Origin of the sequence: Pseudoroseomonas cervicalis (assembly GCF_030818485.1) — a bacterium.
Lineage (GTDB): Bacteria > Pseudomonadota > Alphaproteobacteria > Acetobacterales > Acetobacteraceae > Pseudoroseomonas > Pseudoroseomonas cervicalis_A.
Window position 1 is genome coordinate 15222 of sequence record NZ_JAUTAJ010000001.1, and the last position, 23719, is coordinate 38940.

At 74.0% G+C, this 23719-nt stretch carries 26 protein-coding genes; 15 read left to right on the top strand and 11 right to left on the bottom strand.

Annotated features, from left to right (window positions below; translation table 11 throughout):
* Positions 1 to 3: 3 nt before the first annotated feature.
* On the bottom strand, positions 4 to 489 hold the full coding sequence (locus tag QE401_RS00080) for an Lrp/AsnC ligand binding domain-containing protein (protein ID WP_307136210.1): 486 nt from the start codon (positions 487 to 489) through the stop codon (positions 4 to 6).
* Positions 490 to 632: 143 nt separating this feature from the next.
* Between QE401_RS00080 and putA the strand changes: the two genes are divergently transcribed.
* Together putA and QE401_RS00090 are read left to right on the top strand one after the other, a co-directional pair.
* Positions 633 to 4319 (top strand): trifunctional transcriptional regulator/proline dehydrogenase/L-glutamate gamma-semialdehyde dehydrogenase, encoded by a 3687-nt coding sequence (gene putA, locus QE401_RS00085; RefSeq protein WP_307136211.1) that lies wholly within the window; start codon positions 633 to 635, stop codon positions 4317 to 4319.
* Positions 4320 to 4442: 123 nt separating this feature from the next.
* Positions 4443 to 5324, top strand: coding sequence for a Hint domain-containing protein (locus QE401_RS00090; RefSeq protein WP_307136212.1), 882 nt, complete (start codon positions 4443 to 4445; stop codon positions 5322 to 5324).
* A gap of 35 nt (positions 5325 to 5359) precedes the next feature.
* Here QE401_RS00090 and QE401_RS00095 read toward each other — a convergent pair whose 3' ends face one another.
* The 3 genes from QE401_RS00095 to QE401_RS00105 all read right to left on the bottom strand — a co-directional run bounded on the left by QE401_RS00095 (position 5360) and on the right by QE401_RS00105 (position 8517).
* Positions 5360 to 6235 (bottom strand): isocitrate lyase/PEP mutase family protein, encoded by an 876-nt coding sequence (locus QE401_RS00095; protein ID WP_307136213.1) that lies wholly within the window; start codon positions 6233 to 6235, stop codon positions 5360 to 5362.
* A 69-nt stretch (positions 6236 to 6304) separates the two neighbouring features.
* Positions 6305 to 7720 (bottom strand): MATE family efflux transporter, encoded by a 1416-nt coding sequence (locus QE401_RS00100; protein WP_307136214.1) that lies wholly within the window; start codon positions 7718 to 7720, stop codon positions 6305 to 6307.
* Complete coding sequence (locus QE401_RS00105) at positions 7717 to 8517, bottom strand: SDR family NAD(P)-dependent oxidoreductase (RefSeq protein WP_307136215.1); 801 nt, start codon at positions 8515 to 8517, stop codon at positions 7717 to 7719. Before QE401_RS00105 ends, QE401_RS00100 begins: the two co-directional genes overlap by 4 nt.
* Before the next feature lie 111 nt (positions 8518 to 8628).
* Between QE401_RS00105 and QE401_RS00110 the strand changes: the two genes are divergently transcribed.
* A complete protein-coding gene (locus QE401_RS00110; protein WP_307136216.1) occupies positions 8629 to 9264 on the top strand; it encodes a TetR/AcrR family transcriptional regulator in 636 nt (211 codons plus the stop codon).
* 9 nt (positions 9265 to 9273) lie between these two features.
* Here the strand turns inward: QE401_RS00110 and QE401_RS00115 are convergent, their stop codons facing one another.
* The 5 genes from QE401_RS00115 to QE401_RS00135 form a co-directional block, all read right to left on the bottom strand.
* The gene (locus QE401_RS00115; RefSeq protein ID WP_307136217.1) at positions 9274 to 9987 is read right to left on the bottom strand and encodes a flagellar hook assembly protein FlgD; all 714 of its coding nucleotides are present in this window, start codon (positions 9985 to 9987) and stop codon (positions 9274 to 9276) included.
* A 26-nt stretch (positions 9988 to 10013) separates the two neighbouring features.
* Positions 10014 to 11723, bottom strand: a complete 1710-nt coding sequence (locus QE401_RS00120) for a flagellar hook-length control protein FliK (RefSeq protein ID WP_307136218.1) — start codon at positions 11721 to 11723, stop codon at positions 10014 to 10016.
* 127 nt (positions 11724 to 11850) lie between these two features.
* Positions 11851 to 12480, bottom strand: a complete 630-nt coding sequence (locus tag QE401_RS00125; RefSeq protein ID WP_307136219.1) for a protein phosphatase CheZ — start codon at positions 12478 to 12480, stop codon at positions 11851 to 11853.
* A 9-nt stretch (positions 12481 to 12489) separates the two neighbouring features.
* A complete protein-coding gene (locus QE401_RS00130) occupies positions 12490 to 12852 on the bottom strand; it encodes a response regulator (RefSeq protein WP_307136220.1) in 363 nt (120 codons plus the stop codon).
* A gap of 111 nt (positions 12853 to 12963) precedes the next feature.
* Positions 12964 to 14280 (bottom strand): hypothetical protein, encoded by a 1317-nt coding sequence (locus QE401_RS00135; protein WP_307136221.1) that lies wholly within the window; start codon positions 14278 to 14280, stop codon positions 12964 to 12966.
* 164 nt (positions 14281 to 14444) lie between these two features.
* Between QE401_RS00135 and QE401_RS00140 the strand changes: the two genes are divergently transcribed.
* From QE401_RS00140 to QE401_RS00165, 6 genes are all read left to right on the top strand, one after another.
* A complete protein-coding gene (locus QE401_RS00140) occupies positions 14445 to 14819 on the top strand; it encodes a hypothetical protein (RefSeq protein WP_307136222.1) in 375 nt (124 codons plus the stop codon).
* A complete protein-coding gene (locus QE401_RS00145) occupies positions 14816 to 15499 on the top strand; it encodes a hypothetical protein (RefSeq protein WP_307136223.1) in 684 nt (227 codons plus the stop codon). The genes QE401_RS00140 and QE401_RS00145 overlap by 4 nt, the downstream gene beginning before the upstream one ends.
* A gap of 154 nt (positions 15500 to 15653) precedes the next feature.
* Positions 15654 to 16349: a septum site-determining protein MinC gene (gene minC, locus QE401_RS00150; RefSeq protein ID WP_307136224.1), complete on the top strand. Its 696-nt coding sequence runs from the start codon at positions 15654 to 15656 to the stop codon at positions 16347 to 16349.
* Between the two features lie 71 nt (positions 16350 to 16420).
* Complete coding sequence (minD, locus tag QE401_RS00155) at positions 16421 to 17272, top strand: septum site-determining protein MinD (RefSeq protein ID WP_307136225.1); 852 nt, start codon at positions 16421 to 16423, stop codon at positions 17270 to 17272.
* Positions 17273 to 17284: 12 nt separating this feature from the next.
* A complete protein-coding gene (locus tag QE401_RS00160; RefSeq protein ID WP_307136226.1) occupies positions 17285 to 17530 on the top strand; it encodes a hypothetical protein in 246 nt (81 codons plus the stop codon).
* Between the two features lie 8 nt (positions 17531 to 17538).
* Positions 17539 to 17766, top strand: a complete 228-nt coding sequence (locus QE401_RS00165; protein ID WP_307136227.1) for a helix-turn-helix domain-containing protein — start codon at positions 17539 to 17541, stop codon at positions 17764 to 17766.
* 150 nt (positions 17767 to 17916) lie between these two features.
* Here QE401_RS00165 and QE401_RS00170 read toward each other — a convergent pair whose 3' ends face one another.
* Positions 17917 to 18906: a replication initiator protein A gene (locus QE401_RS00170; RefSeq protein WP_307136228.1), complete on the bottom strand. Its 990-nt coding sequence runs from the start codon at positions 18904 to 18906 to the stop codon at positions 17917 to 17919.
* 580 nt (positions 18907 to 19486) lie between these two features.
* Between QE401_RS00170 and QE401_RS00175 the strand changes: the two genes are divergently transcribed.
* The 3 genes from QE401_RS00175 to QE401_RS00185 all read left to right on the top strand — a co-directional run bounded on the left by QE401_RS00175 (position 19487) and on the right by QE401_RS00185 (position 20614).
* The gene (locus QE401_RS00175; protein WP_307136229.1) at positions 19487 to 19948 is read left to right on the top strand and encodes a hypothetical protein; all 462 of its coding nucleotides are present in this window, start codon (positions 19487 to 19489) and stop codon (positions 19946 to 19948) included.
* A 67-nt stretch (positions 19949 to 20015) separates the two neighbouring features.
* Positions 20016 to 20243 (top strand): DUF4170 domain-containing protein, encoded by a 228-nt coding sequence (locus QE401_RS00180; RefSeq protein ID WP_307136230.1) that lies wholly within the window; start codon positions 20016 to 20018, stop codon positions 20241 to 20243.
* Positions 20243 to 20614 carry a hypothetical protein gene (locus QE401_RS00185; protein WP_307136231.1) on the top strand — a complete coding sequence of 124 codons (372 nt, stop codon included), beginning with the start codon at positions 20243 to 20245 and terminating at the stop codon, positions 20612 to 20614. The genes QE401_RS00180 and QE401_RS00185 overlap by 1 nt, the downstream gene beginning before the upstream one ends.
* Before the next feature lie 4 nt (positions 20615 to 20618).
* Here QE401_RS00185 and QE401_RS00190 read toward each other — a convergent pair whose 3' ends face one another.
* Entirely contained in the window at positions 20619 to 20804 is a 186-nt protein-coding gene (locus tag QE401_RS00190; RefSeq protein ID WP_307136232.1) for a hypothetical protein, read from the bottom strand.
* Positions 20805 to 21005: 201 nt separating this feature from the next.
* Here QE401_RS00190 and QE401_RS00195 point away from each other — a divergent pair, with 201 nt between their 5' ends.
* From QE401_RS00195 to QE401_RS00205, 3 genes are all read left to right on the top strand, one after another.
* The gene (locus QE401_RS00195) at positions 21006 to 21716 is read left to right on the top strand and encodes a hypothetical protein (RefSeq protein WP_307136233.1); all 711 of its coding nucleotides are present in this window, start codon (positions 21006 to 21008) and stop codon (positions 21714 to 21716) included.
* A gap of 111 nt (positions 21717 to 21827) precedes the next feature.
* Complete coding sequence (locus QE401_RS00200; RefSeq protein WP_307136234.1) at positions 21828 to 22850, top strand: ParA family protein; 1023 nt, start codon at positions 21828 to 21830, stop codon at positions 22848 to 22850.
* On the top strand, positions 22847 to 23716 hold the full coding sequence (locus tag QE401_RS00205) for a ParB/RepB/Spo0J family partition protein (protein ID WP_307136235.1): 870 nt from the start codon (positions 22847 to 22849) through the stop codon (positions 23714 to 23716). The genes QE401_RS00200 and QE401_RS00205 overlap by 4 nt, the downstream gene beginning before the upstream one ends.
* Positions 23717 to 23719 lie beyond the last annotated feature (3 nt).

Here is a 23719-nt window from a genome sequence, read left to right on the forward strand (position 1 = left end):
GCCTCAGCCGGCGCGCTGCAGGGCGAGCGGCAATTGGGCAAGCGGCAGGGGGGCGTGTTCCTTCACCTCCTCCATCACCGCATAGGTGCGGGTCTCCTTCACGCCGGGCAGGCTCAGCAGCACCTCGCCCAGGAAATGGCGATAGGCGCTCATATCCTTCAGACGCACCTTCACCAGATAGTCGAAGCCGCCGGCCACCATGTGGCATTCCAGCACCTCCGGCGCGCGGTTCACCGCCTCGGCGAAGCGGGAGAAGGCGTCGGGCGTGGTCTTGTCCAGCAGCACCTCGACAAAGGCGAGCAGGCCGAAGCCCAGCCGGTGCGGGTCCAGCCGGGCGCTGAAGCCGGTGACGTAACCCTCCTTCACCAGCCGCCGGAAGCGCTCGCTGGTGGTGGCCGGGGAGAGCCCGATCTGCTCGGCCAGCTCCAGATTGGTGATGCGGCCATCGCGCTGGATGATGCCCAGGATCCTGAGGTCGATCCGGTCCATTTTTCCCATTTCTTTCGGAAAATTCAGGGTTTGCCCTGATATCCTATGGCAGAACGGCCAAAACGTCACGTAGGGATCCGGCGCGGCACGGCGTAGCCTTTTCTTCCGATCCCGGCGGCCGCGCCGGAGCCTGGAGAGCCTGGATGCGCCCCGCCGACGCCCCTTCCCCCGCCCCCTTCGCCGCCTTCCTGGCCGATGCCGCGCCGCGCGACGCGCTGCGCCGCGCCATCACCGCCGCGACCCGCCTTCCGGAGCCGGACTGCCTGCCGAAGCTGATTGAGGCCGCCCGCCTCTCCCCCGCCGAGCGGCAGGCCAGCGGCGCCCTGGCGCGCCGGCTGGTGGAGGCGCTGCGCGCCAAGCCGCAGCGCGGCGGGGTCGAGGCGCTGGTGCAGGAATTCTCCCTGTCCAGCCAGGAGGGCATCGCGCTGATGTGCCTGGCCGAGGCCCTGCTGCGCATCCCCGACGCGGCGACGCGCGACGCGCTGATCCGCGACAAGCTCGGCCATGGCGATTGGCGCGCGCATCTCGGCCAGTCGCCTTCGCTCTTCGTCAATGCGGCGACCTGGGGGCTGGTGGTCACCGGCAAGCTCACGGGCCAGGGCGACAGCAGCCAGGGGCTGGGCGAGGCACTCACAAAACTGCTGGCCCGCGCCGGCGCGCCGGTGATCCGCCGCGGCGTCGACATCGCCATGCGGCTGATGGGCGAGCAATTCGTCACCGGCCAGACCATCGACGCCGCCCTCTCGCGCGCCCGCAAGCTGGAGGCGAAGGGCTTCCGCTATTCCTACGACATGCTGGGCGAGGCGGCGATGAACGCCGCCGATGCGGCGCGCTATCTCGGCGATTATGAGAAGGCGATCCATGCGATCGGCACCGCCTCGGCCGGGCGCGGGCTGATCGAGGGGCCGGGCATCTCGATCAAGCTCTCGGCGCTGCATCCGCGCTATGCCCGCGCCCAGCGCGCCCGCGTGCTGGCCGAGCTGCTGCCGCGGCTGCAGGGCCTGGCGCAGCTCGCGCGCCGCTACGATATCGGCCTCAACATCGATGCCGAGGAGGCCGACCGGCTGGAGCTGTCGCTGGAGCTGCTGGAGGGCCTTTGCCAGGACCCGGCGCTGGCGGGCTGGAACGGCATCGGCTTCGTCGTGCAGGCCTATCAGAAGCGCGCGCCCTATGTGCTCGACTGCGTCATCGACATGGCGCGGCGCAGCGGGCGGCGCATGATGGTGCGGCTGGTCAAGGGCGCCTATTGGGACAGCGAGATCAAGCGCGCGCAGCTCGACGGCCTCGCCGATTTCCCTGTCTATACGCGCAAGATCCACACGGATGTTTCCTACCTCGCCTGCGCGCGCAAGCTGCTGGCGGCGCCGGACGCCATCTTCCCGCAATTCGCGACCCACAACGCGCTGACGCTCGCCGCCATCCACAGCATGGCCGACCCGGCGCGCTGGACGCCGGCGCAATACGAATTCCAGTGCCTGCACGGCATGGGCGAGCCGCTCTATGAGGAGGTGGTGGGGGCGGAGAAGCTGAACCGCCCCTGCCGCATCTACGCCCCCGTCGGCACGCATGAGACGCTGCTGGCCTATCTGGTGCGCCGGCTGCTGGAGAACGGCGCCAACACTTCCTTCGTCAACCGCATCCATGACAAGGCGGTGCCGGTCGCCGCGCTGCTCGAGGATCCGGTGGAGGCCGCCGCCGCGCTGAGCCCGGTCGGCCGGCCGCATGACCGCATCGCCGCCCCCCCTGCCCTGTTCGCGGATCGCCGCAATGCGCGCGGCTTCGACCTGGCCGATGAGGACGGGCTGGCCATGCTGGCCAGCGCCATGCGCGATGCCGCCGCGACGCCGCTGCGCGCCGCGCCGATGCCGCCCGCGCCCGGCGGCACGCTGCCCCCGCGCGAGATCCGCAACCCGGCCGATGCCGCCGATCTCGTCGGCCATGTCGAGGAGGCCGGCCCGGCCGCGCTGCACGCCGCGCTGGAGCGTGCCGAGGCCGCCGCCCCGGCCTGGGCGGCAACGCCCGCGGCGGACCGCGCCGCCCTGCTGGAACGCGCCGCCGACCTCATGGAGGCGCGCGCGCCCAAACTCTTCGCCACGCTGATCCGCGAGGCCGGCAAGTCGCTGCCCAATGCGGTGTCCGAGCTGCGCGAGGCGGTGGATTTCCTGCGCTACTACGCCACCCAGGCGCGCGCGCTGCAGGGTGAGGCGGCCCGCCCGCTCGGCCCGGTGCTGTGCATCTCGCCCTGGAACTTCCCGCTGGCGATCTTCACCGGCCAGGTCGCGGCGGCGCTGGCCGCCGGCAATGTGGTGCTGGCCAAGCCGGCCGAGGAGACGCCGCTGGTCGCCGCCCAGGCCATCGCCCTGCTGCACGAGGCCGGGCTACCCGAGGGCGCCGTGCAGCTGCTGCCCGGCGAGGGCGAGGTGGGCGCCGCGCTGGTCGGCGATGCGCGGGTGCAGGGGGTGATGTTCACCGGCTCCACCGAGGTGGCGCAGGCGATCCATCGCAGCCTGGCGCAGCGGCTCGGCCGCGATGGCCGCCCCGTGCCGCTGATCGCCGAGACCGGCGGGCAGAACGCCATGATCGTCGACAGCTCGGCCCTGCCGGAGCAGGTGGTGGCGGATGTGCTGGCCTCGGCCTTCGATAGCGCCGGGCAGCGCTGCTCGGCGCTGCGCGTGCTCTGTTTGCAGGAGGAGGCGGCGGAGCGCATCCTGACCATGCTGCGCGGCGCCATGGCGGAACTCTCGCTCGGCCGCACCGACGCGCTGTCCACCGATATCGGCCCGGTGATCAGCGAGGGCGCGCGCGCGGGCATCGAGGGCCACATCGCCGCGATGCGCGCGGCCGGCCGCCCGGTGCACGCCCTGCCGCTGCCGGAGGGCGCCGCGCGCGGGCATTTCGTGGCGCCGACGCTGATCGAGCTGGACAGTCTTTCCTCCCTCACGCGCGAGGTGTTCGGCCCCGTGCTGCATGTGCTGCGCTGGCGGCGCGAGGCGCTGCCCGATCTGCTGCGCGACATCGCCTCCACCGGCTATGCGCTGACCTTCGGCCTGCACACGCGGCTCGACGAGACGGTGGCCGCACTCACCGAGGCGGCGCCGGCCGGCAATGTCTATGTCAACCGCAACATCATCGGCGCCGTGGTCGGCGTGCAGCCCTTCGGTGGCCATGCCCTCTCTGGCACCGGGCCGAAGGCGGGCGGGCCGCTCTATCTGCGCCGCCTGATGGTGGAGGCGCCCGCCGAGCCGCCGCTGCCCGCCGCGCCCGCCCCGGCACCCGCGGCGCTCGGCTTCCGCGACTGGCTGGCGGCGAATGGCCAGACGGAGGCCGCCGCGCATTGCGCCGCCCAGGCGGCGCGCAGCCGGCTCGGCCTGGCGCTGGACCTTCCCGGGCCGGTCGGCGAGCGCAACCGCTATCTGCTGCAGCCGCGCGGCACGCTGCTCTGCCGCCCGGTGAGCGAGGCCGGGCTGTGGCGCCAGCTCGGCGCCGCTTTGGCCACCGGCAACCGCGTGGCGCTGCAGGCCGATTCTTTTCTGCTGGCGCGGGTGGAGGCGCTGCCGGAGGGGCTGCGCACCCGAATTGCGATCGCCGGCCCCGGCGTGCCGGCCGATTGCGATGCCGTGCTGGCGGAGGCCGAGGGCGCGGCGCTGCTCGCCCTGGCGGGCGCGCTGGCGGCGGCGGAGGGCGCGGTGCGCCCGCTGCTGGCCCTCAGCCCCGCCGCGCTGGCTGCCGGCGCCGACTACCCGCTGGAGCTGCTGCTGGCCGAGCGCTCCATCTCCATCAACACCGCCGCCGCCGGCGGCAATGCCAGCCTGATGCGGCTGGAGGCCTAGCGGGATCGCGGTCGGGGCGCCACGGCGCACCCGGCCGCTTCCCTGGCATGCGCCAAAGCGGGTTCATGTCTCGTCAAGGAACGACCCGCAGACAGGCGCATCGCCTGCCGCTAGGGACTCGCCATGGCCAGCTACAGCACCGCCTATTTCAACCTGCTCACCCCGAACGGGGATGGCAGCTACGGCATCAATTACAGCGTCACCCAGCCCTCCACCCTGACAGAGTTTGGCGCAGGCAATGCCACCCTCGCGCCGGGCGAGCAGCTGTCGCACAACATGTTCGGCATCGTCACCTATCTGGGCTATTCCGGCGATGGTGTCGTCGTGCTGCTGGACGATGGCGAAACCCATTTCCTGCTTTCCGAAACGCCGCGCAGCCTGTCCGACACCGTCACCCCGACCGCCGCGGACTACGCCATCTGCTTCCTGGCCGGCACCGCCATCGCCTGTGAGGGCGGCGAGCGCGCGGTGGAGGAGCTCGCCATCGGCGACCGGGTGCGCTGTGCCGATGGTTCGCTGCAGGCGGTGCGCTGGATCGGCCGGCAGAGCATCGTCAGCCGCTTCGCCGACCCTGCCCGCGCCGCGCCCATCCGCATCCGCGCCGGGGCCCTGGCCGAGGGGCTGCCGCAGCGCGACCTGCTGGTCTCGCCCGACCACGCGCTGCTGCTCGACGGGCTGCTGGTGCAGGCGCATGCGCTGGTCAATGGCCACAGCATCCGCCAGGAGCCCTGGCCGGCCGAGCGCTTCACCTACTACCATGTCGAGCTGGCCGCGCACGGGCTGCTGCTGGCCGAGGGCACGCCGGCGGAAAGCTTCGTCGACAACGTCACCCGCGCCCGCTTCGACAATCACGCCGAGTTCCTGGCCCTCTATGGCGCGAGACCGGAGCCGACCGGCGAGATGGCGCTGCCGCGCGTGAAGTCGCAGCGCCAGCTGCCCGCCGCGCTGCGCGCCCGGCTGGCGGCGCGCGCCGCGCAGCTCGCCCCGCTGGCCGAGGCCGCCTGACCGGCACCGGGCGGCGGATCGCCCCGCCGCCCGGCTCAGCCGCCGAATTCCTCCGCCCAGCCTTGCTGCTCGGCGAGCCCGACCACGGCCGCGAACTCGGCATAGCTCGCCATGGCGGGCGCGCGGGAGGCCGTGCTGCCCTCGCACCGCAGCGCGGCCAGCGTCTCGCCGATGGCGCGGATCGCGGTGAACAAGGTGGAGACGGCGTAGAGCGCCAGGCTGAACCCCATCTGCTGCAGTTCCTCGGCGCGCAGCGCGACGGTCTCGGTGCCGTCGACGATGCTGACCACCTTGGGGCCCGGCAGAGCGCGGGCGATCTCCTCCAGCTCGGCGAGGCGCTTCACGCCATCGACGAAGACCAGATCCACCCCCGCATCCTGGTAGCGCCGGGCGCGGTCCAGCGCCTCCGCCATGCCCATGGCCGGCAGCGCATCGGTGCGGCCGATCACCAGCAGCTTCTCCGCCCCGCGGGCGGCGAGCGCGGCGCGCAGGCGCAGCGCCGCCTCCTCGGCCGGCACCAGGCGGATGCCGGCCAGCTGGCCGCAGCGCTTCGGGCTCTGCTGGTCCTCCAGATGCAGGGCGGCCACCCCGGCCTGGGCGTAGTCCTGCACCGTGCGGCGGATGTTCAGCACGCCGCCATAGCCGGTGTCGGCATCGGCGATGACGGGGATGGTGACGGCGCGCGTCAGGTCGCGCGCCTGCGCCACCATCTCGCTGCCGCTCATCAAGCCGAGATCGGGCAGGCCGAGCCGCGCCGCATTGGCACCGAGCCCGGTCATGTAGAGCGCCGGGAAACCGGCCTGCGCGATCATGCGCGCGGTCAGCGCATCCGGCGCGCCCGGCGCCATCACCAGCCCCTGGGCCAGCGCGGCGCGCAGCGCCTCCGCCGGATGCGGCCTTGCCTGAGACATGTGTTCCTCCCATGCTTGCTTGGCCGCCAGCCTCACGCGGCGGGGCGGCGTGCGCAAGCGGGGGGGAGATCAGCGCGGCCGCGTCCAGGCGCCGCGCCACAGCGCAAGCGCCAGCGTGCTGCCATACAGCACCAGGCCAAGGGCGGCGGCGAGGAACAGCGCCGCCAGCGAGCCGGTGAGGTGCAGCGCCAGCCAGCCGCCGCCAAGCGCCACCACCATGCGCAGGAAGCCGCTGGCCAGCGGCCAGCCCAGCCGCCCGGCGCCCTGCGAGGCGAAGTAGAGCGCCAGCCCCAGCCCGAAGAAGCCATAGGCCGGCCCGACCAGCCGCAGATACAGGCTGCCGGTCTGCAGCATCGCCGGCTCGGCGCTGAACAGCGACAGCCAGGCGACCGGCCAGAGCGCGGCGAGCAGCCCGATCGTGCCGGTGATGAGGAAGGCAACGGCGCCGCCGGTGAAGGCGATGCGCAAGGCGCGCTGCGGCTGGCCGGCGCCGATATTGGTGCCGACCAGCGCCACCAGCGGCGCGCCCAGCCCGAAGGCCAGCGGCACCAGCAGATATTCCAGCCGCGCGCCGGTGCCGAAGCCGGCCACCGCGTCGCGCCCCGCCTGGGCGGCGACCATGCCGGTCAGCAGCGCGATGGTGACGTTGGTCTGCAGCGAGGAGACGGCGCCGACCGCGCCGATGCGCAGGATGTCGGCCAGCGGCGCCCAGCGCGGCCGCACCGAGCGCAGCCGCGCCAGGTTGCGTCCGGACAGCACATACCAGCCGAGCACGACAACCCCCATGACGTAGAAGGCGACCAGCGCCAGCCCGCCGCCGGCGATGCCGAAGCCCGGCAGCGGGCCGAGCCCGTAGATCAGCAGCGGCGAGAGCGGCACCAGCAGCGCGACGCCGGCGCAGATCACCAGCGCCGGCACCAGCATGTTGCCGGTGCCGCGGATCACGCTGGCCAGCCCGTTCATCAGCCAGAGCAGCGGATTGCCCAGGAAGACGATGTCGGAATAGGCCAGCGCCGCCTGCAGCGCCCCGCCCTCCGCCCCCATGGCGCGGTACAGCGCCTCGCCCCAGAGCAGCATGGCCAGGGAAAAGAAAAGGCCGATCGCCGTGCTGGCCAGCAGCGCGTGCAGCACCAGCGCATCGGCGGCATCCCGCCGCCCGGCGCCCAGCGCCCGGGCGATGGCGGAGGAAATGCCGCCGCCCAGCGCGCCGGCCGAGATCATCTGCATCAGCATCACCGGCGGGAAGACCAGCGCCATGCCGGCCAGCGCATCGGTGCCCAGGCGGGCGATCCACCAGGTCTCGATCAGGCCCGTCGAGGCCTGGGCCAGCATGATCAGCAGGTTGGGCCAGGCCATGCGCAGCAGCATGGGCAGGATCGGGTCCTGCAGCATGCGCCGGGTGCGCGGGTCGAGGGCGCGGGCCGGCGGGGGCGGCGCCGCCCCTGCCTCCACCAGGCCGGCGGCGGCCGGCAGCACCGCGCTCACGCCGCGGCCGGCAGGTAGCGCGGCGCCGGGGTGTCGCGCGACAGGTTGGGCGCCAGGGCCAGCCGCGCCGCCTCCACCGCCTGCCAATCGGCGAGCTCGGGCAGGGAGGGGATGGTGACCAGCTCCCCGGCATCCAGCCCGGCCAGCGCGGCATCGACCATCGCCTCCGGCGCCATCACCATCCCGGCGGGGAAGCTGGCGAGGTCGACGCCCGCGCTGTCCCAGATCGGGGTGCGGGTGGCGCCGGGCAGCACCGCCTGCACCCGCACGGCGCTGCCCTGCAGCTCCGCCGCCAGCCCCTGGCTCAGCACCAGCAGGAAGGCCTTGCTGGCGGCATAGGCGCCGTTGAACAGCTCCGGCGCCACGGCCAGCACCGAGGCGATATTGACCAGCGTGCCGCCGCCCCGCGCCTGGAAGGCCGACGCCGCCGCCTGCGCCAGCCGCGCCGCCGCCAGCACATTGAGCTGCAGCATGGCGCCGAGCCGCGCCGGATCGGTCTGCAGCACGCCGCCCGCCTGGGCCATGCCGGCATTGTTCACCAGCAGGGTGATGGCGGCATCGTCGCGCAGCCTGGCGGCCAGCGCCTCCACCGCCGCCGGGTCCTGCAGATCGGCGGCCAGGGTCTCGACCTGGCGGCCGGTCTCGCGGCGCAGCCGCCCGGCCAGCGCCTCCAGCCGCGCGGCGCCGCGGGCGACCAGCAGCAGGTCATGGCCGCGCCGCGCCAGGCGCTCGGCATAGACGGCGCCGATGCCGGAGGAGGCGCCGGTGACCAGGGCAATATTGGAGGGGGAGGACATGGGAGGACTCCGCGACGGGTTTTGATGGCGATCGTAATCTTTGACATTGATGGCGAGCGCCACTAAATCCTGTCAAGCGGTTTCACGCCGCATCGCAGCAGGAGGCAGGCCATGCGGGTGTCCCGCGAACAGGCGGCGGAGAACCGGGCGCGCATCCTGGAACAGGCCTCGCGGCTGTTCCGCGAGCGCGGCCTGTCGGGGGTCGGCGTCGATGCGCTGTCGGAGGCGGCGGGGCTGACCCATGGCGGGCTGTACAGCCGCTTCGGCTCGAAGGAGCGGCTGGCGGCGGCGGCGCTGGAGGCGGCGCTGGAGCGCGGCCTGCTCCACCGCATCGGCAGCGAGGGCGGGCCGGAGCCGACGCTGGAGGCGGTGCTGGCGCGCTATCTCTCGCCCACGCATCGCGACGCGCCGGGCCAGGGCTGCGCCATGGCGGCGCTGGGCTGCGAGGTGTCGCGCCAGCCCCCTCCGGTGCGCCACGCCTTCACCGAGGGGCTGCGCCGCAAGATCGCGCCGCTGGCCGCGCTGCTGCCGGGCGGCAAGGGCCGGGCCCGAGAGGACCAGGCCCGAAAGGACCAGGCCAGCGAGGATCAGGCCCGGGAGGATCAGGCCCTGGCGCTGATGGCCGGCCTGGTCGGCGCCATGATGCTGGCGCGCGCGGTGGATGATCCGGCGCTGTCCGACCGCATCCTGGAGGCCAGCCGCGCCGAATGGCGGCGCCGGCTGGCGGCGGCGGAGGACGCCGCCTGACGGCCAGGCTCAGCCGCCGAGGCGCGTGACCTCGCCGGCGCCGATCACCGCGCCATTGTCCAGCACCAGCTGCAGCGTGCCATTGCTGTCGCGGCGCAGCTCCGTCACCTTGCCGCTCATCGTCAGGCTGCCGGCGGTCTGGCGCTTGCCGGTCTCGTCATCGCCGACCACGCGGGCGGTGTAGCGGCCCGGCGTCAGCGCATTGCCATTGCCGTCCTTGCCGTCGAAATTCAGCTGGTTGGTGCCGGCGGTCAGGTTCACCCGGCGCAGCACGTCGCCGCGCGCATCCAGCACCTCAAGCCGCAGATTGCGCAGCGTGCCGCTGGCGACATCGATGGTCAGCGGCACGCTGCCGCCGCCCTCGGGCACGCTCACCGTCTCCGACTGCGTCTTCACCGCCTTGCCGAGCAGCGCAGCATTCTCCGCCAGATTGGCCTGGCCGGAGAGGGTGGCGGCGATGCCCTGCAGCAGCGTGTTGGTCTTGGTCTGCTGCTCCACCTGGGAGAATTGCGCCAGCTGCGCCACGAATTGCGTCGCATCCGTGGGGTTCATCGGATCCTGGAACTGCATCTGCGCCGTCAGCAGCTTCAGGAAGCGGTCGAAATCGGCGCTGCTGGCGCTGGGCAGCTGGGTGGTGGGCGGCGTATTGCTGGTCAGCGCCGGTGTGGTGGTGCTGGTGTTGGCGGCGGCGCTGGTGGCACCGACAGGGCTGGTGGTGGCCATGGCTGGGTCTCCCGGCGATGCGCGGCTCAGGCGATGAGGTCGATCAGGCTGTCGGAAGGCGGGCGGCGCGGCGCCCCGCCCGCTTCCGCCCCGGCCTCGGCGGCGGCCTCGCCGCCGGCCTGGCCGAGCCGCGCGGCGAGCTCCGCCTCAGCCTCCTGCCGCGGCAGCGCGCCATGCTGCAGGTCGAGGCCCGACTGGCCGAGCTGCAGCCCGGCCTGCTCCATCTGCTGCAGCAGGCCCGGCCGGTCCTGGCGCAGCGCCTCGAAGGTGTCGGCGCGCTCGGCGGCCATCACCACCTGATGCACCTGGCCCTCGCGGAAGGTCAGCCGCAGCTCGACCTTGCCGAGCTCCGGCGGGTTCAGCGCGACGGAGACCGTCTCCTCCCCCTGCTCGGCCGCCCGGCTCAGGCGCAGCACCAGCTGCGGCCCGGCCTCGGCGGCGATGCGCTGCAGATGCGGCGGCGCGGTGGGCACCGTGAAGGCGGGGGCCGCCGCCGCGGCGGCCGGTGCGGCCCCGGCCGGCGGCGGAGCGACGGGCCAGGGCGGCGGCTCGGCCGGGCGGGCGGCCAGCGCGGGCACGGCCTCCTCGCGCAGCGGCGGCAGGGGTTCGGGCGCCGCGGCCTCGGCCCGCGCGGCGGCGGCCGCGCCCGGCGCCGCCGGGACGGCCGGCGGCAGCGGGTTCTCCGGCGGGGCGGGCGTTGCGCTGCCGGCCGGATCGGGGCGCGGCGCGGCGGCCGGCCGCGCGGTGCCCCCCGGCGGCATGGGGGTGGCCAGGGCGGTTGCCGGGAGGGCGGCCAGAGGGGCGGCCAGCGGAGCGGCCATGGCCGGCGGCGGCGAGGCCTCCGCCGCCGCGGCGGGCGGCAGGCCGGTGGGCAGGACGGCGGCGGCCAGGGTGGCCGCGGCCTGCTGCGCCTCCGCCGCCGGGGCGGGCGGCGCCGCCGGCAGGCCGGGCAGGGCCGGCTCCGGCGCGCGGCCGTTTGTCGCGGCCGGGCCGGGCTGCCCGGCGGCCGGGGGCGCCGCCGGCAGGGGCAGGCCGGGCGGCGCCTCGGCCAGGGCGGCCGGCGCGGCGGGCAGTGGCGCCGGGTCGGGGAGCCCACGGACCGGCGCGGTGCCAGGGGATGAGGCAGCGGCGGGTGCGGCCGGCGGCACGGCGGGGCGCGCGACCGGCATGGCGGCAAGGATGGCCGGCGCGGCGGCATCGCCAGCCGGCGCCTCGGCCGCAGGGGCGGCGCCGGAGAGGGCGGGCGGCAGCGCCGCCAGGCCGGGCAGCAGCGACGCATCCGGCGCCGCGGCCTGCAGGGCCGGGACCGGCGGCGGCGCGGGCAGGTCGGCCAGGGCCTCCGGCTCGGCCGGGGGCGGCGCGGGCGGCCAGCCGGAGGGGCCCGGCCATTGCCGCAGCGCGGCGAGCTGCCCCGCCTCCTCCGCCGCGGCCGCCAGCAGATCCCAGGGCAGGCCGGACTGGGCCAGGTCGGGCGGCGCCGCTGGCTCGGGGGGGGCAGCGGACGGGCCGGCGGACGGGCCGGCGGAAGGTGCGGCGAGCGCGGCGGGCGGCGCCGCCGCGCCGGCGGCGAGGCCCGGCGGCGCGCCCTCCGGCCCGGCCATCACCCCGGCCAGCAGCTGGGCGAAGCCGGGCAGGCCCGCCCCCGCCGGGGCGGGCTGGCCGGGTGCGCGCGGGACGTCGCCCTGGATGGGCGGGCGGCCGAGGCCGGCCATCTCGGAACCGATCGCTGGAGCCATGGAGTTCTTCCCTGTCGCGCCGCCAGGGCGGCGGAGATCTGGCGCGATGGCGCCAGGGGCGGCGGAAGCCTGGCGCGACGGCGCCAGGGGAGGCATGCGGCGGATCGGCGGCAGCGCCGCCGGGCGGTCAGCCGAACAGGTCGTCGACGGCGCTCTGGCCCAGCCCGCCCTGGGCGGAGGAGCTCGGCCCGTTCAGCAGATGGCTGTCATTGCGGCCATCCTTCGGCGCCTCCCAGACCTCGCTGCTGGCTTCCTCGGGCTGGATGCCCATCAGCCCGACCAGCGTGGTCACCCGCGCCTCGACGGCGCGCATGGTGGAGAGGATCTTGCGCAGCCGCTGGCCGGTGATGTCCTGGAAGGCGCAGGCGAGGACGATGCTGGTGGCGGCGTCGTTCACCTCGGCCAGGTCGGCGCGGGTGTCGGTCGAGGTGCCGGCATAGAGCCGCCCCGCCGCCGCCTGGGCACGCTCGGCCTGGCGCAGGATCTCGAAGGCGGCGCCCTCGGTGTCGACCACCACGGCGTCCAGCGTGTCGCCGAGCCCGACCGGCGGCGGCGAGAGGCCGATCACCTCGGCCCGCGTCTCCGCCAGCAGCTTCGACATGCCGCGCATTTCATCCAGTGCCTGGGCCAGCTTGTCGATCGAGGCCGCATCCCCCGCCGAGCCCAGGCCCAGCAGCTTGTCGACCTCGCCGGCGATGGCCGCGGCATGCCCGGAGATGCGGGCCAGCCCGGCAGCGGGCGATGACGTCTGGCTCACGCTGCCCCCTCAACCCACGACGGATGCGATCTTCGCCCTCAGCGTTTCCGCCGTGAACGGCTTCACGATGTACTGCGAGGCGCCGGCCTGCTTGGCGGCCACGACGTTTTCCGTCTTGCTCTCGGCCGTCACCATGATGAAGGGCATCTTGGCGAGATTCGCATCGCCGCGAACCTCCTTCAGCAGCTCCAGCCCGGTCATCGGCTCCATGTTCCAGTCGGAGATGACCAGGTCGTAGCGCGAGACTTTGATCTTCTCGAGCGCCTCAGCGCCGTTCCCCGCCTCCTCGACATCCTTGTAGCCGATCTGGTCGAGCAGGTTTCGCACGATGCGCCGCATGGTCGGGTAGTCGTCGACAACCAGGATTCTCACGCGCCGGTCCCCCTTCTGCGTTCCGGCCGCATCTTTCGCGCCGCCTCCGATTTTTCGCAAGAAGTTTTGCGCACGCGCTGCGCCTCGCACCGGCCTCCGCCGGCCGCGCTCTCAGCCGCCGAACCAGGCGGCATTGCCCAGGCGCTCGGACCCCACGCGCTCCGGCGCGCCGGCACCACCCGCCTCCGCCGGCAGGCAGAGCTGCGACAGCCCCCAGCAGGGCACCAGCAGCCGCACCGGCGCGCCGCAGGCCTGGGCCAGGCCGCGCGCCAGGCGCAGCGCCGCCGCCGGGCCGCCCGGCGCCACCTCGGCCAGGCCGGCCAGCAGCGCCGCATCGCTGCCGCCGGCGCGCATCTCGCGATCGGCGCCGAGCAGCCGCAGCGCATAGGGGCCGCTGCGCGGGTCCTCGGGCAGCAGCAGCGCCGCCGGGTCGGCGGAGAGGGCCGGGCGCGCGGCGCGCAGGAAGGCGTGGCGCCGCGCCGGCCGCCAGGCCTCGCCCCAATCGGCGGCGGCGATGCCGAGCAGCAGCGCCGCCTCGGCTTCGGCCAGCAGCGCCGCGGCGCGCGGCCATTGCTCCAGCGCGGCCAGCCCGGCCGGCCGGTCCCAGGGCGAGGCGAAGCCGCCCGGCAGCAGCCCGACCGCATCGGCCAGCCGGCTGGCCAGGCAATCCTCGCCATCGGTCCAGCAGGCGATCAGCGCGTAGCGCAGCCGGTCGCTCACCTCATTGCCCAGCAGCTCGTCCAGATGCGCGAACAGCCCGGTGGAGAAGAGCGGGAAGCGGTCATCCCCCTCCGGCAGGTCCCAGGCCTCGGGCGAGAGCGGCGCGCCATCGCGCGGCAGCGCCTCGCCGGCGACGCTGGCGCCCAGCGCCAGCTCCGGCGGCGCCGGCGCCATGCGCCAGGCGACGGCCCCGCCGGGGCACCAGCGCAGCAGCGCCGGCCCCTCCCAGCCCAGCGCGCGCGGCAGCAGCGGCGCCAGCGCCGCGCCCTCGGGCAGCAGCGTCATCGCCTGGGCGGCGGCGGCGGGCGGCAGGCCGGGGCGATGGCTGAGCCCGGCCGGGCCATGCACCACGCTGGACAGGCCGGAGCAATGCGGCAGCAGCCGGCGCAGCGCATCCAGCGCCGCCCCCTGCAGCGCCGCGGCCGAGCCCGGCTCGGCCAGCAGCACCCGCCCCCCCTGGCGCAGCGCCAGTGCGCCGCCCGGCAGCACCAGCAGCCCCTCGGCGCGGTCGGCCAGCGGCACCCGGCAGGCCAGCTCGCGCACCGCCGCCCGCTGCGCCGCCTCGCCCAGCCGGCGCAGCCTGGCGTCGAACTGGCGCAGCATCGCCATGCCCTCCCCGGTGCCGAGATCCAGCCCTGGCGTCCGGCCGAAAGGCGTGTCGGCCAGGGGGGCGGGCGGCGTGGCGAGCGGAGCGGCCGGGGGGATCATGGCGCCTTTCTCCCGCATGGGTTGAGGAATCAGCTACACATTTCCCGCGCGCCCCGTCAACGAACTCCGCCACGCCGCGAATGGCGACGTTCTGCGAAAAATCATGGACGAGGGCAGGGCCGGCATGGCAGAGAGCCAGGGTCGATCGCTTCAGGAGAAGCCGGATGCAGATCAACCGACGCGGCCCGGGCGAGGCCAGCCTTGTCGAGGAGGGGCGCGAACTGCTCGACCTCGTCGCCGCCGAGGCCAGCGAGGCCGAGTTCGATGCGCTGGTCGAGCGGCTGGCGGCGCTGCTCGCCGCCGGCCCCGGCCTGCCGCGCGTGGCGCTGAGCTACCAGGGCGGGCTGCTCGGCCCGGTGCTGGCGGAGCTGCCGCTGCGCCTGATGGTGCTGGAGGAGGACCCGCAGGACGAGCCGCCGCTGCGCCTGCTGCAGCGCGAGGTGGCGGCCGACCCGGCCGCGCTGGCCGCGCTGATCGGCCAGGCGGAGCGGCGCATCGCCGCCCTGCCGCGGCCCCCCCTGCCCGGCGGCGCGCCATGAGCGCCGCCCCGCGCCAGGCGCGGCTGGAGCTGGATGCGGCGCTGCGCCAGCCGCTGCCGCGCGACGCGGCCGAGGCGCTGGTGGCGCTGCTGGCCGGCCGGCTGCCCCGCCCCGCCCCCTGCCACGCGCTGTTCCGCTGGCCGGAGGCGGCGCTGCTGCTGACCGGGGAGAGCCTGGACCATCTGACCGGCGGCTCGCGCATCCTGCAGGAGGAGGACGGGCCGCATCTGCTGGCCTCGGCCAGCCTGCCGCCGCTGCGCGGGCTGCTGGAGGCGGCGCTGGACTGGCTCTCGCCGCTGCTGCGCGCCGAGCCCGGCGCGCTGCTGGGCTATATCGTGCCGCCCGGCAGCCACCGGCACGATCTGCGGCTGCTGGCCTGGGACGGGGCGCGGCTCCGCCTGCTGGGGAAGCTGCCCGAGCCGGAGGAGGGCGATTGCAGCCCTGAGGCCTTCCGCCAGGCGGCCGGCCTGCCGGCGCCGGAGGCGCCAGCCGCGCAGCTGGCGCCGGCGATGCGCCGGGTGGTGCTGGCGCAGCTGGCCCGCCGCGCCTTGCCGGTGGCCCAGGCGCGGCTGGACGGCGCCTATCGCGGCCCGGCGCAGTTCCGCGCCTGGCTGGCCGAGGCCGCCGCGCAGCGGCACGGCTTCACCACCCGGGTGGCGCCGCTGCTCAGCGCCGCCTGATTCGCCTGCCGCCACGCGTGGCGGCAAAATCGATTTCTCTTGCGAAAAACTTCGAAGCCCTCTATCCGGATCAGGCGCTCATGCGAAATTTCCCGGAAGCCTCATGGCGGGGCGTTCCGGGCCCCGCAGGCGCCGGCAGAAGGCAGGCGAGACCATGCAGGACAGCACCAGGGCGGCGCCCCTCCACGACACGCTGCGGCTGCGCGGGCGCAGCTGCCCCTTCCTGACGCTGGAGATCGGCGCCGGCGACGCGGCGGAGCTGGAGGCGGCGCTGGCCGCGAGGCTCGCCGCCAGCGCCAGCTTCTTCCGCCACGCCCCCGTGCTGCTGGAACTCGGCGCCCTGCCGGAGAGCGCGGCGCCGCGCCTGGCCGGGCTGATCCAGGCGGTGCGGCGCATGGGGCTGGTCCCGGCCGCCTTCCGCGGCGCCCGCCCGGCGGTGGAGCAGGCGGCGCTGGCCGCCGGCCTCGGCCGCATGCTGGAGGCCGAGCCGCGCCAGGAGCTGGCCGAGCCCTGCACCCGCCGCCCCAGCGTCGTCGTCACCGAGCCGGTGCGCTCCGGCCAGCGCATCTACGCGGCGGAGGCCGATCTGATCGTGCTGCATTCCGTCTCGCGCGGGGCGCAGCTGCTGGCCGATGGCTGCATCCATGTCTATGGCGCGCTGCGCGGCTCGGCCAGCGCCGGCATCGCCGAGGATCCGCATGCGCGGATCTTTGCGAAAATCATGGACCCAGAGCTGGTCTCGATCGCCGGGCTGTGGCTCGGCGCCGAGGAGATCCCCGAGGCATGGGTCGGCCGCCCCGCCCAGCTCGCGCTGCGCGAGGGCGGGCTGCGCTTCGCCCCCCTGCCCTGACGCCCACCAGAACGACCCGACAGACGAAGCCCGACAGACGAAGCCCGATAGACGAAGACAGGGAGAACCCGATGTCCGCGACCGTCATCACCATCACCTCCGGCAAGGGCGGGGTGGGCAAGACCACCACCACCGCCGCCTTCGGCGCGGCGCTCGCGCTGCGCGGCCACCGCGTCTGCGTGGCCGATTTCGATGTGGGCCTGCGCAATCTCGACCTCGTCCTCGGCATCGAGAAGCGGGTGGTCTACGACTTCCTGCATGTGGCGAGCGGCCAGGCCAAGCTCGGCCAGGCGCTGATCCGCGACAAGCGGATCGACAATCTCTACGTGCTGGCCACCTCCCAGACGCATGAGAAGGACGCGCTGACGGCCGAGGGCGTGGCGCGGGTGATGGCCGAGCTGCGCCAGGAATTCGACTACATCCTGTGCGACAGCCCCGCCGGCATCGAGCATGGCGCGCTGATGGCGCTGTACCACGCCGACCACGCCATCGTGGTCTGCAACCCCGAGGTCAGCTCGGTGCGCGACGCCGACCGCATCCTGGGCTTCGTCGCCGCCCGCTCGAAACGCGCCGAGGAGGGGCGCGAGCCGGTGCGCGAGCATCTGCTGGTCACCCGCTTCGACCCCGAGCGGGTGAAGCAGGGCGAGATGCTGCCGCTCTCCGACATCCAGGACATCCTCTCGGCCGAGCTGCTGGGCGTCATCCCGGAGAGCAAGGCGGTGCTGAAATCCTCCAATGCCGGGCTGCCGGCGAGCCTGGACGACAGCACCGATGCCGGCCGCGCCTATCGCGAGGCGGTGGGCCGGTTCCTGGGCGAGCAGCGCAGCCCGATCCGCCTGCCCGCCGGCCTGCCGGCGGCCGCCATGGTGGCGGAGCTGGCCGAGCCGCGCGGCTTCCTGCGGCGGCTGTTCCGCTTCGCCTGAAGGAAACCGGACATGTCCCTGATCGCCCTGATCCATCGCCGGCGCGGCAGCGCCGGCATCGCCGCCGCCAGGCTGCGCCGGCAGATCACCGCCGACCGCCTGGCGGTGTTCGGCGACGACATCACCCAGCGCATCCAGGATGCCTGCCTGCGGGAGATCCGCAAGCTGGCGCGCGGCGGCCATGTGCGGGTGAAGATCGGCAGCTCGCCCACGCTGGAGCTGCGCGAAATCGATATCGACCTGACCCCTGGACGCTAGGAGATGCGATGCTGATCTCGGCCTCCCAATGCCGCATGGCGCGCGCCGCCCTCGGCATGAGCATGCGCGAACTCGCCGCCGCTGCCGGCGTCTCGGTCAACACGCTGAGCCGCATCGAGGGCGATGGCAATGTCACCAGCCGGACGCTGGCCAAGGTGCAGGACATCCTGGCGCAGAGCGGCGTGGTGTTCCGCCGCGACGGCTCGGTGACGGTGCAGAGCGCGCTGCACAACTGAGCGGCGCCGCAGGGCTTGGCGCCGCAGAAGGCGGCGCGGCAGCCGCGGGCCGAAGCCCGCGGTCCTGGCTGGCGGAAGCGCCGGCCGCTGATGGGAGGGTGGGGGAAGAATCCCCTGCCCGCCCCTTCCCCTTCTGCCGCTCGGCCCGCCTCAGGCGGCGCGGCGACGCCCCGCGACGGCCGGCTTCGGCGCCGCCTCCGCCATTTCGGCCGCACCCTCCACCGCCTCGACATCATCCTCCTCGAGCAGCGGCATGCTCTCGAGCGGCGTCAGCGCGGTGATGTTGGTGGTGGGGTAGAAGGCGACCAGCCAGGATTTCAGCGGCGTCTGCCCGGCGGGCTTCGGGAAGCCCTTGTCCAGCGCGCGGCGCAGCCGCGGGTCGATCAGCGCGATGCCGTAATCCGGCAGGCTGCGCTTGTGCGTGGCATAGGCGGCGAGCTCCGCCTTGAAGCGGCGCAGATCCTGCGTGGTGCCGACGCGGTTGCGCAGCTTGGACAGCCCCATGCGGAAGCCGCCCGGCGGGCCGCTGCGGGCGATCTCATAGAGCCGCTTGGCCACCGGCGGCAGCTCGAAATATTTCGGGCTGTAGGTCAGGAAATGCTTGTCCTGCACGATGGCGCGGAACAGCCAGGCGCAGAGGGTCAGCTCCACCGCGCGCATCTGCTTCTGCCCGTCGCGGCCGCGGCGGTAGAGGATCTTGTATTCGTCGAGCCAGCCGAAGCCGCGATCCTCGCCCTCGCCGCCGGTCTCGATATTGGTGCGCACGAAGGTCGATTTCAGCCGCGCCAGCGATTCCTCGAGCCGCTCATAGGCCGAGCCGCCCGGCGTGCTGCCGGTGGTGATGAAGAAGTCATGCGCGGTGAAGGTGATGCGGGCGGATGGCGCCTCGCCGCGGTTGATCTTGTCGGCGATGAGCGAAGCCGAATAGACCAGCAGCTCCTTGTCCCAGATCGAGGCGACGCCGTGCTTGGTGCCGACCACCTCGATCCAGGTCTTGCCATCATCGTAGCGGGGCAGCTCGGTCTCCTTTTCCCGCCGCAGCGAGAAGAAGTTGTAGACCATGGTGTTGCGGTCGCCCTTGACCTTGCCAACCAGCGGGCTGTCGGTCGGGCCGAAATTGAAGGCCTGCTGATCGTCCATGCCGCGTCCACGCCTCCTGCGCCTCCGTTTTGGACGAGCCCGCGGCGCGATGCCAGCCTTGCCTGCTGCCCTGTCGGCGTGGCGACGAGTCTTTTTGCCGCGCCCCCTCGTCGTGACGCCGACACTGCGGGTCGGGCGGCCGCGCGGCACTTGTCCACAGGCTTCCCTCGTCGTGACGCCGACAGGCGGCGCGCTCCTCGTCGCCACGCCGACACAGCGTCGTCCTTTGGCCGACGCGGACTCGGCGCCACGCCGTCACGGACTCGGCCCGACACCGACGCATCCTCGTCGGAACGCCGACGAATTTCTCCGCAGATCACTGAAAGTAAAAGGGTTTTCGGCCACCATAACCTTGTGACCTGATAACTCTGCAACTGCTGTGACACGCTAGAAGGGCAGAGAGGGACAGCGCGCACGGCGCGCCTGGCCGCCCTGCCCGGGGGCCGGTGCGCGGGTGCGTCGGCGTAAGGACGAGTCCAGTCCGGCCATGAAGGGCAAAATATCAACCTCGGGTTGATTTGCGGTCGGCGCAATCGATCCGGAAGTAAAAGCCGGCCATGGACAACCGCGATAGCTCGTCGTGACGCCGACACGCCCCGCGGCCGAGAAAAGCCGCGTCGAATATTTCGGTTCGATCATGACAAAGGAGTCCCAGCGGCGCGAGCACCCGGCGGGCGGCTATGCGAAAAATCTTGAAGCGGGCGAATCGATGCGCGACAATGCCGCCGCCGCGCCCCCCGCGGCCCTGACGGGAGAACCCCCCATGCTCGACGGTCGGCTGATCGGCCCGCTCCTGCTGCTGCTGGGCAGCGGCTTCCTGATCTTCCCTGAGGCCTTCCTGCCCTGGCTCAGCCTGCAGGAGGGCGCGCTGGCCGGTTTCGCCAGCATCGCGCTTGGCCTCGCGGCCTCGCTGGTGGGCTGGCGCGGCGAATTGGCCGATGCCTCCTTCCACGCCCATGCCGCAATGCGGCATATGGCAGCCGGGCGCGGCAGTGCCGGCCCCGCGAAGCGTCTGCGCATCCGCATCCGCTGCGCGCGTTAATGAGGTCGGCGCCAGGACAGGCCCCGCAACGGGGTGGCGCCGTCAGCCCTGCATGGAAGGACGACAGATGAGTGATCCCCTGAACGGCCGCGAGATCTGGGTGGTCTGGGGCGGGGTCTTCCGGGATACCAGCTTCCAGGATCTGGAAGAGGGCACGGAAGAGCTGCACGGTCCCTTCCACAGCGAGGCGGCGGCCGAGAAGGTGTGGCTCGAGCGCATGCGCCGCATGGTCGACATCGCCTCGCACCGGCTGTTCGTGCTGCGCGCCGTCCCGGTGCCGGGCAAGGCCGGCTGATGCCCGCCCTCCCGGCCCTGCTGCTGCGGAGCGCGCCCCGGCGTGACGCAGGGGCGGCCGGGACCGCCTGGCTGGCGCCCTGCCGCGCGCTGACCCGGCAGATCGGCCAGGGCTGGCGGGGCCTGGCAGCCCCCCTGCCCCGGGCCGTCTCGCGGCTCGCCCCGCCGCAATTCTGGCGCGAGCGGGCGATCGAACGCGCCATGGACGCCATGGCCGCGCGCGTGGCGCAGGCGGAGCTCGCCCTGCTGCGCGAACAGCGGCAGAGCCGGCAGCAGGCGCAGCGGGCCGAGCAGGCCGAGGCCGCCCTGGTCCGGCTGCAGGACATGCTCGACCAGCTGCGGCGCGAGCAGCGCGAGCGCAACCCCGCCTGACGGGCTAGCCCTGGAACAGCTTCGCCAGCCGCGCCGCCCGCTCGGCGGGGGCGAGCTGCAGCAGCGGGGCCGGCCGGGCCGTGGCGCCGGCGGGACCGGCGGCGGCGGCGGCCTCCTGATGGCGCCAGGCGAGGCCGAGCCCGGCCAGCAGCAACAGCATCAGCGACAGGGTGGCGAGGCGGAGGGGCATGGCGGTCACCTGGGCGGCGGCCCGGGGCGGGCCTGTCGCGCGGGCCCATATTAACCATCCGTCAATAAAAAGCGACAAGCCTTAAAAATGAGGCACCGGCCCTGCGGCAGACGCACGCCGTTGCGGTAACCTGTCCGTGATCGGTCGCGCCCCGCATCCAGGCAGGATACCGGAGCGGGGCGGCCGCTGGAGCCCGAGTGGATGGACCTGACGCAGGTGCCGCGCTTCATCGCGCCGCATTTCATCGAGATCGAGGGAAGCGCCGACATCCCAGGCCCGGTGCGCCGGGCCTGTTCCTTCACCACCGCAGCCCCGGGCTGGCCGCGCGATGCCGAGGGCGCGACGCACCGGCATCGCTGCGAGCTGCGCTCGCTGAGCGGCCGCTGGCAGGAGGCGGGTCCGGTCGCCTGGCGCACCGAGACCTGGCCCTGCGAGGCGAGCCTGGGCGAGGCCGCGCAGCTCAGCGAGGGCACGGCGCCCGATCTGATGCATGCGATCGCCGCCGCCCTGGGTGCGGCCCATATGCCGCCGCAGCCCGGCCAGGCGCATCGCGCCGCCGTGCTCTGCGTGGCGCCGGGCTTTGTCGAGATGCAGCGCGAAGCCGGCCTGCCGCGCATCTGGACCAGCGCGCATCTGAGCGCCGCCGGTCCGGTCTCCGCCACCCAGCCCTGGACGCATCTGCTGACCGCCTTCATCCGCGAATGGCCGGGCCGGCAGGGCAGCGCCTATCGCTGCGAGCTGGAGACCCTGCCCTATGCCGCGGTGATGCCGGGCCTGGCGCCGGCCGCCGCCACGCTGAGCGAGACCGTCACCTGGGAGGCCGCCACGCTGGAGGCGGCGATGCAGGGCTGCCTGTCGCGCATCTTCGCCCCGCGCGTGGTCGCGCCGGAGCCCGGCTACGGCGCCGATTGAGGATCAACCGTCAACGTTGCAAGTTGACGTTGACGGCGGTGTGCCGCTTTGGCAGCTTCCGGCCCGGCGGGTTCTGACGTCAGAATCCCGCCCGGATCGCTGGGGGGCGGCATGGACGGGGACGCGCTGCGCAGGCTGCGCCAGCAGCTGAGGCTGAGCCAGTCGGAGCTGAAGGAGGCGCTGAACACGGCGCTCGGCCGCAGCTATGACAAGCCGCGCATCTCGCGCTGGGAGAATGGGCGCGAGCCGATCCCGGAGGAGGTGGCGCGCAGCATCGCCGCCCTGGCGGATGCCAGGCCGCGCCATGCCCGCATCCTGGTGCTGGCCAACCAGAAGGGCGGCGTCGGCAAAACGACGTCGGCGCTGAACCTGGCCTGCGGCCTGGCCCGGCAGGGGGAGCGCGTGCTGCTGGTCGATCTCGACCCGCAGGCCACCGCCTCGGTCGCGCTGCTGGCCGCCGGCCATGTCGAGGCCTGGCGCCAGGGCCGCACCATGGCCCATGTCATCCTGCGCGACCAGCCGGTGGAGCAGGCCATCCTCGGCCATGACGACCCGCTGCTGGCCGGCCGCGCCCCCTTCGACCTGGCGCCGAGCCATATCGAGCTGGCCGAGACCGATGGGCGGCGCGAGCCCGGCTTCGATGTCGCGCTGCGCGAGGCGCTGGAGGCGGTGCGCGGCCGCTACGACACCATCCTGATCGACGCGCCGCCCAATCTCGGCATGCTGACGGTGATGGGGCTGGCGGCGGCGGATGCCGTCATCATCCCGGTGCGCACCGAACCCTATGACAGCATGGGCGTCGGCCTGATCCTGTCGACCATCGGCAAGGTGCAGCGGCGGCTGAACCCGGCGCTGCGGCTGGCCGGCATCCTGCCGACGCAGTATGGCGCCCGCAAATCGGTCGATCGCGAGGTGCTGGAGCAGCTGGTCGCCATCATGCAGGGCCGCGCCCCGGTGCTGGAGCCGGTGCCCTCCTCCGCCATTTTCGGCCATGCCGCGCGCAATGGCCGCATCGCGCTCGAAGCCTCGCCCGGCGCCGCGGCGGTCGCCGTCTATGCCCGGCTGGCCGCGGCGCTGGCGGGCGGCACCGCCCTGCCCGAGGCCCGCCTGACGCCCATGGAGGAAAGCGCATGAGCCGCGCCCGCAACCGTCCCGCCTCCCCCGTGCTGGGTGCCGCCATGTCGGTGATCGGCGCCGCGGCCGAGGGGCTGGTGCCGCAGGACAGCCGCTTCCGCCACAGTTTCGAGGCGCCGCTGGAGCGCATCCACCCCGACCCCGACCAGCCGCGCAAGCATTTCGACGCGGCGGAGATCGCGGCGCTGGCCGCCACCATGGCGGCCGAGGGCCAGCTGCAGCCGGTGCTGCTGCGCCGCCATCCCGAGCGGCGCGGCGAATGGATCCTGGTCGCCGGCGAGCGCCGCTACCGCGCGGCGAAGCACAATGGCTGGTCCAGCCTGCTGGCCATCGAGCATGAAGGCGATGCCGCGCTCGCCGCCCTGCTGGAAAACCTGCAGCGCCAGGATCTGACGCCGGAGGAGGAGGCGCGGGGCCTGCAGCGCCTGCTCGCGACACGCGGCATGACCCAGGTCGCGGCGGCCTCGCTGCTCGGCCGCAGCACCGCCGAGATCAGCGCGACGCTGCGCCTGCTGACCCTGCCGGAGGACTTCCTGTCCCGCGCCGTCACCCTGCCGCGCAACCTGCTGGTGGAGCTGGCGCGGCTGGAGGACGGACCGCTGCGGGAGAAGCTGCTACGCCAGGCGGAGGCCGGGACGCTGACGGTGCGCGGCCTGCGCGCCGCGCGCAGCGCCCCTGCCCTGCCCGCGCTGTCGTCCGAGCCTGCTTCCGGGCGCCCGTCGACCGCCCGCCTCGGCGCCGCCCTGTTCGACCGGATGGAGGCGGCGCTGGAGCAGCGCCATGCCGAGGAGACCCCGCTCAGCGCCGCCGAGCGGCGGCGCCTGCTGGCGCTCAGGGCGCAGATCGAGGCGCTGCTCGAAGCCTGACGG